Raw genomic sequence first — 6,755 nt, 5'->3', positions numbered from 1 at the left:
GAAGGACGGTGCCGCGTGACGGAGGAGACCCCGGGCTTCGACGAGCAGCAGCCCGACGTCCCTTCCGGCGCCACCTCCGATGACGCCGAGCCGAAGGCCGCCTCCCCCTCCGAGGAGGGGGCGGCCCCGGCCGGGGACACGGGCCAGGACGTGGCCCTGGTGGCCCAGCTGGACCAGGCCCGCACGGCGCTGGGCGAGCGCACGGGCGACCTCCAGCGCCTCCAGGCCGAGTTCCAGAACTACCGCCGCCGGGTCGAGCGCGACCGGATCGCGGTCAAGGAGATCGCCATCGCGAACCTCCTGACCGAGCTCCTGCCCGTGCTCGACGACATCGGCCGCGCACGCGAACACGGCGAACTGGTCGGCGGCTTCAAGTCCGTCGCCGAGTCGCTGGAGGGCACCGCGGCGAAGATGGGCCTGCAGCAGTTCGGCAAGGAGGGCGAGCCCTTCGACCCGACGATCCACGAAGCCCTGATGCACAGCTACGCACCGGACGTCACCGAGACGACGTGCGTGGCGATTCTGCAGCCCGGGTACCGGATCGGCGAGCGCACCATCCGCCCCGCGCGGGTGGCGGTGGCCGAACCCCAGCCGGGGGCACAGACGGTCAAGGCGGACGAGTCCGCCGACGCCGACGACAAGGAGAGCGGTGGCCCGGACGAGGGCTGACGTCATAACGGACGACAGGAAGGAGGGGCGTCGAGGATGAGCACCAAGGACTTCATCGAGAAGGACTACTACAAGGTCCTCGGCGTCCCCAAGGACGCCACCGAGGCCGAGATCAAGAAGGCGTACCGGAAGCTCGCCCGCGAGAACCACCCGGACGCCAACACGGGAAACGCCAAGGCGGAGGAGCGCTTCAAGGAGATCTCCGAAGCCAACGACATCCTCGGCGATCCCAAGAAGCGCAAGGAGTACGACGAGGCACGCGCCCTCTTCGGCAACGGCGGCTTCCGCCCGGGGCCGGGCGGCGCGGGCGGCTCCTTCAACTTCGACCTGGGCGACCTCTTCGGAGGCGGCGCCCAGGGCGGCCAGGGCGGCGGCCAAGGAGCCGGCGGCTTCGGCGGCGGGATCGGTGACGTCTTCGGGGGCCTGTTCAACCGCGGCGGTGCGGGCGCGGGGACGCGCACGCACCCGCGGCGCGGCCAGGACATCGAGTCCGAGGTCACGCTCAGCTTCACGGAGGCGATCGAGGGCGCGACGGTCCCGTTGCGGATGTCCTCGCAGTCACCCTGCAAGGCCTGCTCGGGCACCGGCGACAAGAACGGCACACCGCGCGTGTGCCCGACCTGCGTCGGCACCGGGCAGGTCGCCCGGGGCAGCGGCGGGGGCTTCTCCCTCACCGACCCCTGCCCCGACTGCAAGGGCCGCGGCCTGATCGCGGAGCACGCCTGCGAGGTCTGCAAGGGCAGCGGCCGGGCCAAGTCCTCGCGGACCATGCAGGTGCGCATCCCCGCGGGCGTCAGCGACGGCCAGCGGATCCGGCTGCGCGGCAAGGGTGCGCCCGGTGAGCGGGGCGGTCCGGCGGGCGACCTGTACGTGGTCGTGCATGTCGACTCCCACCCGGTGTTCGGCCGCAAGGACGACAACCTCACCGTCACCGTCCCGGTGACCTTCGCCGAGGCGGCCCTCGGCGGCGAGGTCCGGGTGCCGACGCTGGGCGGCCCGCCCGTCACGCTGAAGCTGCCGCCGGGCACGCCCAACGGCCGTACCATGCGCGCCCGGGGCAAGGGCGCGGTCCGCAAGGACGGCACCCGCGGGGACCTTCTGGTCACCGTCGAAGTGAGTGTTCCGACGGACCTGACGGGGAAGGCTCGTGACGCACTCGAGGCGTATCGCGAGGCGACCGCGAGTGAGGATCCGCGGGCGGATCTGTTCCAGGCCGCGAAGGGAGCATGAGTCAGATGGACGGTCGTCGGCGCAATCCGTATGAACTGACCGAGGAAACCCCGGTCTACGTCATCTCGGTGGCGGCCCAGCTGTCCGGCCTGCACCCCCAGACCCTGCGCCAGTACGACCGCCTGGGCCTGGTGTCTCCGGACCGCACCGCGGGCCGGGGCCGGCGCTACTCGGCCCGTGACATCCAACTGCTGCGCACCGTCCAGCAGTTGTCGCAGGACGAGGGCATCAACCTGGCCGGCATCAAGCGCATCATCGAACTGGAGAACCAGGTCGCCGCGCTCCAGGCCCGTGCGGCCGAACTGGAGAACGCGCTCGACGGCGCGGCGGCGGCGATGCGCCAGCGCGAGGCGGCGGTGCACGCGTCGTACCGCCGCGACCTCGTGCCGTACCAGGAGGTCCAGCAGAGCAGCGCGCTGGTGGTGTGGCGGCCGAAGCGGCAGCAGCAGTCGGACTGACCGACGCGTGAGTCTGTGAAGGGGCCGGGAGGCAACTCCCGGCCCCTTTCGTGTGTCTTGGCCCGGTTTCGCTGGGTCTCCCGTCGATGGGTGGCTCGTGCAGGGAACTTGGAGATGATTCCGCAGAGTCTTCACAACGCTTGCGGAGCGTGGTGTTGTCATCTCGTTAAGTGGTTCCGCTTGACGCTGGGGGCCGCGTCCGCGTTGGCTTTTCAGTCACATGGGCCACAAAGCTGTGCCCACGTCCGAATCACACGCGAAGTGAGCTCCCGCCATGCGTCGTCGTATCTCCATATCCGTGGCCGCGGCCGCGATGTCCGTCACGCTCGCCGGCTGCGGCGCGCTCAACGCGACGGGGAGCAGTGACGACGCGAGCCCGGCCAAGGGCAACGACATCACGGTGGGCCTGTTGCTCCCCGAGAAGGCGAACACCCGGTACGAGAACTTCGACTACCCGATCATCAAGACGAAGGTCGAGTCCCTCACCAACAACAAGGGCCGCGTCGAGTACGCCAACGCCGAGGCGGACGCCGACACGCAGGCGGGCCAGATGCAGAAGATGATCGACGACCGGGTCGACGTGATCCTGCTGGACGCGGTCGACTCGCAGGCCATCGCGAGCGGCGTCAAGAAGGCCAAGGAGGCGGGCATCCCGGTCATCGCCTACGACCGGCTGGCCGAGGGGCCCATCGAGGCGTACATCTCCTTCGACAACGAGCTGGTCGGCGAGGTCCAGGGGCGCACCCTGCTGGAGGCCATCGGCGAGGACGCGAGCCTCTCCGACAAGATCGTCATGATGAACGGCTCGTCGACCGACCCGAACGCCAAGCAGTTCAAGGCGGGCGCGATGTCCGAGCTGAACGGCAAGGTGACGATCGCGCAGTCCTACGACACGAAGGACTGGAAGCCGGAGAACGCGCAGGCGAACATGGCCGAGGCGATCCAGGCGATCGGCAAGGACGACATCGCCGCCGTCTACTCCGCCAACGACGGCATGGCCGGCGGCATCGTCAAGGCGCTGGAGGCCGCGGGCGTGAGCGACCTGCCGCCGATCACCGGGCAGGACGCGGAGCTCCAGGCGGTGCAGCGGATCATCGCGGGCGAGCAGTACATGAGCGTGTACAAGTCGTACCCGCAGGAGGCCGAGAACGCCGCTGAGATGGCCGTGGCCAAGGTCCAGGGCCGGGACATCCAGTTCGCCGCCCTCACCCGCGACAAGGTCGACAGCCCCACCCAGAAGGGCATCCCGGCGCAGCTCGTGCCCGTGGTCGCGCTGACGAAGGGGAACATCAAGGACACGGTGGTCGCGGACGACATCTACAAGCTGTCGGACATCTGCACGACCAAGTACGAGACGGCCTGCCGGGCGATCGGCCTGAAGTGACCGTGTGAGGGGCCGCTTCCGATGCGGCCCGCTTCGCTCCGTTCCCGTCCGGCCTCACCCTCGGCGGGATCCGGCCACCCCCTGGCCATTTGTTGCAAGGTGACGAGCTGAGGCTCGGCGAAACCGGTGTGTACCGGTGGTTTCCGGTGGTCGCGGCGCGGGGAGCCGTGTTGCGGAGCAGGTCCCGTCCGCGCATAGTTGCGCTGCGGAAGTCGGCGAACCGGGGGTGGGATGGGCGATGGCCGGGCACGGGGCGGAGGAGCATCCACACGGTGCTGACCGACTGTGCGAGGCCGGGGATCGCGTGTATTCCCGGGCCGTACGGCGGGGCCGCGTGCCGCGCGGGGATGCCGAACCGGTGCCCTGTCTGCTGGAGCTCGCCCTGCTGCACCCGGACCCCGACGACATGGACTGGCTGGTGCCGACCTCCCCGCAGGAGGTCATGACCCGGCTGCTGCGCGGGATGTACGACGAGGTCAGCGCGAGTCAGCGGCGGGTGGGTTCGGCCGTGGCGGCCGTCGAGTGGTACGCCGGTCTCGGCCGCCGGGTACGGCCGGCCCCGCCGGCGGGCGAGGGCCCGGCGATCCGGGTGCTGGACGGGCTCGCCCGGATCCAGGCCGCGATGGACGAGGCGACCCAGGCGTGCACGACCGAGGTGCTCACGGTCCAGCCCGGCGGCATCCGGCGCGAGGCGGAACTCTCCGAGGGCCTGCACCGGGCGATGGCGCTGCGCGGCCGCGGGGTGCGGATGCGGGACCTGTACACACACGTCGCCCGGCACGGGCAGGGGCTGCTCACGTATCTGGAGCTGATGGGCGACGCGGTGGAGGCCCGCACGCTGGACGAGGTGATCGACCGGCTGATCCTCTTCGACCGGACGGTGGCCTTCGTCCCCGCCAACACCGACCGCACGATGGCCCTGGAACTGCGGCACCCGGCGCTCATCGAGTACCTGGTCACGGTGTTCGAGCGGCTGTGGCGCCTGGCCACCCCGCTGACCGCCCCGCTCCCCGAGACCGGCATCGAGGGCATCTCCCACCGGGAGCAGTCCATCGCGGCCCTGCTGGCGGAGGGCCACCAGGACGCGGTGATCGCGGAACGGCTGGGGATAAGCGTCCGGACGTGCCGGGCACACATCGCACGGCTCTCGGAGACGCTGGGCGCGGCCAGCCGCACGCAGTTGGGCGTCCGCATCGCCCAGGCAGGCCTGGACGGCCCACCGCGCTCCGCCGCGTCCGTCCGGGTTCCCGGTCAGGAATCCCCGACCGTCCGATGACGTCCTCCCTCTTCAGTGCTCCTGCTGAAGGATCCCCGACTGCGCTATCAGGTAGCCGAGTTGGGCCCGGCTGCCGCTGCCCAGGGCCGAGGCCAGCTTGGCTATGTGGGCACGGCAGGTGCGTACGTTCATGCCCAGACGGCGGGCGATGGCCTCGTCGACGTGGCCCTCGACCAGGAGCTTGGCGATCGAGTACTGGATCTCCGTGATGCCGTCGCGGGCGGTCTCGTACGGGGTGCCCGTGCTCAGCGGCACCGAGCGGTCCCACAGGTACTCGAAGAGCTTGATGAGGTAACGGACCAGGCCGGGGTGGCGCAGCTCCAGGGCGACCTGCTGGTCGTCGCGGGCGGGGATGAAGGCGACCGACTCGTCGCAGATGATCAGGCGCTCGACGAGTTCGTCGATGGTGCGGTACTCCGCCTTGCCGTTGGAGAGCTGGGCGGCGTAGGCGAGCTGCTCGGGGTTGTAGTGGGCGGTGTGCTGGTACAGGGTGCGGATGCGCACGCCGCGTTCGATCAGCGGCCTGTCACGCTCCAGCCCGCGCAGCAGGCTGCGTTCGGACATCCGGTCGCTCGGCTGGACGGTGAGCATCTCCGCCTGGCACTGGATGGTGGCCATGTTGAGCGCGGCGTTGATACGTTCTCCGCCTTCGAGCACAGTGATGGCGTCACTGGTGGCGGCAAGCTGGGTACCCAGGGCCATGAACGGCTGAAAGGTCTCCGCGAGGCCGGTTGCCAGACGGCGGCGGTCGGCTATCTCCTGCTCCAGCGGGTTGAGCTGCCGGGACAGGGCGACCGCCGGGGGCACCGGCCGCAGCCAGTTCGGGTCGTCCGGATCGGGATGAAGCAGGGCGAACTCCAGCAGGCAGGGGGCGGGCTCCGCATCCTCGCGAGCGATGCGTCCGGCGCGCAGTGCGGCGGCATACAGACGGCCGCCCTCCTCGCACCACTCGGTCATCGCATGGGGATGTGTCGCCTTAGTCCGATTCGCTGCCAAATCTCCACCCCCCAGGGTCCTGAACATGCAGGAACATGATGCATCGATTGTGTGGCCATGACGTGCCCGAATGAGCCATCGTCGTACCTGACGGGGGAAAAGGGGACCTTCAAGTGAGGACGAAGCCGACTATGCGTAACAGAATGCTTCGCTCGGTGCTTGTCGCCGCCTTCTCCGTCGTTGTGGCCCTCGGCACCCTGAGTGGCTTCTCCGATACGAAGGATGATGTTCGGGCGAACAGCAGCTGGCCGTCTGTTGCCGTGAACACCAACGGCGCGAGTAACAGCAGTTGGCCGAGTTCCGGGGCAGCGGAATCCGGGAGCTGACCGTGACCACTCCACCCGACGACCGCTCCTTCCGTCGTGAAATGGCCACCGCCTACCGCTCCGGCTGGCACTTCATCGACCTGGTCACCGCCATCCCCCACAGTGGTGACTCGTTGATGGTGACCGTTTTCGGCGAGCCGGTGGTCGTCACGCGGGACGAGGACGAGGACGTGCGGGCTTACCGGTGTCTGCGGCGGCCTCGGGGGGCGCCGCAGCCTGTGCGATGTGCCGTACGGTACGGAATGATCTTTGTGAACCTGGACCAAAGGGACCACGAGCAGGTGGACGCCGAATCCCCTGCACCGAGGACCATCTCTGCCACCCCCCGCAGTGCCTGACGCGATTCCCCCGTCGTAACAGATCGCTCAGGTGCTTCCCCCCGCAGCGGCGTCACCGTGACCTGAACACGGTGACGC

Annotated in this window: 7 protein-coding genes; 6 read left to right on the top strand and 1 reads right to left on the bottom strand. The window is 69.5% G+C overall.

What is annotated here, in order from left to right; genetic code table 11:
- Positions 1-15 precede the first annotated feature (15 nt).
- The 5 genes from grpE (at position 16) to ACFTZL_RS38430 (ending at position 5,017) form a co-directional block, all read left to right on the top strand.
- Entirely contained in the window at positions 16-669 is a 654-nt protein-coding gene (grpE, locus tag ACFTZL_RS38450; RefSeq protein WP_382593156.1) for a nucleotide exchange factor GrpE, read from the top strand.
- Between the two features lie 36 nt (positions 670-705).
- Positions 706-1,899, top strand: a complete 1,194-nt coding sequence (gene dnaJ / locus ACFTZL_RS38445; protein WP_382593150.1) for a molecular chaperone DnaJ — start codon at positions 706-708, stop codon at positions 1,897-1,899.
- Between the two features lie 5 nt (positions 1,900-1,904).
- On the top strand, positions 1,905-2,357 hold the full coding sequence (locus tag ACFTZL_RS38440; RefSeq protein ID WP_382593153.1) for a heat shock protein transcriptional repressor HspR: 453 nt from the start codon (positions 1,905-1,907) through the stop codon (positions 2,355-2,357).
- 274 nt (positions 2,358-2,631) lie between these two features.
- A complete protein-coding gene (locus ACFTZL_RS38435) occupies positions 2,632-3,741 on the top strand; it encodes a substrate-binding domain-containing protein (RefSeq protein ID WP_382593147.1) in 1,110 nt (369 codons plus the stop codon).
- Positions 3,742-3,979: 238 nt separating this feature from the next.
- On the top strand, positions 3,980-5,017 hold the full coding sequence (locus tag ACFTZL_RS38430; RefSeq protein WP_382593144.1) for a LuxR C-terminal-related transcriptional regulator: 1,038 nt from the start codon (positions 3,980-3,982) through the stop codon (positions 5,015-5,017).
- A gap of 12 nt (positions 5,018-5,029) precedes the next feature.
- Here the strand turns inward: ACFTZL_RS38430 and ACFTZL_RS38425 are convergent, their stop codons facing one another.
- Positions 5,030-5,974, bottom strand: a complete 945-nt coding sequence (locus ACFTZL_RS38425; RefSeq protein ID WP_382593141.1) for a helix-turn-helix transcriptional regulator — start codon at positions 5,972-5,974, stop codon at positions 5,030-5,032.
- Between the two features lie 367 nt (positions 5,975-6,341).
- Between ACFTZL_RS38425 and ACFTZL_RS38420 the strand changes: the two genes are divergently transcribed.
- Entirely contained in the window at positions 6,342-6,677 is a 336-nt protein-coding gene (locus ACFTZL_RS38420) for a hypothetical protein (RefSeq protein ID WP_184594372.1), read from the top strand.
- Positions 6,678-6,755 lie beyond the last annotated feature (78 nt).

It is taken from the genome of Streptomyces sp. NPDC056948 (assembly GCF_042674225.1).
Classification (GTDB): Bacteria; Actinomycetota; Actinomycetes; order Streptomycetales; family Streptomycetaceae; genus Streptomyces; species Streptomyces purpurascens.
Note: the sequence above shows the minus strand (reverse complement) of the source record. Positions and strands in the feature narration are given on the sequence as shown.

Coding starts and splice junctions, on each gene's coding strand:
- dnaJ (WP_382593150.1), top strand. CDS start 706: ATGAGCACCAAGGACTTCATCGAGAAGGACTACTACAAGGTCCTCGGC.
- ACFTZL_RS38440 (WP_382593153.1), top strand. CDS start 1,905: ATGGACGGTCGTCGGCGCAATCCGTATGAACTGACCGAGGAAACCCCG.
- ACFTZL_RS38435 (WP_382593147.1), top strand. CDS start 2,632: ATGCGTCGTCGTATCTCCATATCCGTGGCCGCGGCCGCGATGTCCGTC.
- ACFTZL_RS38430 (WP_382593144.1), top strand. CDS start 3,980: ATGGCCGGGCACGGGGCGGAGGAGCATCCACACGGTGCTGACCGACTG.
- ACFTZL_RS38425 (WP_382593141.1), bottom strand. CDS start 5,974: ATGACCGAGTGGTGCGAGGAGGGCGGCCGTCTGTATGCCGCCGCACTG.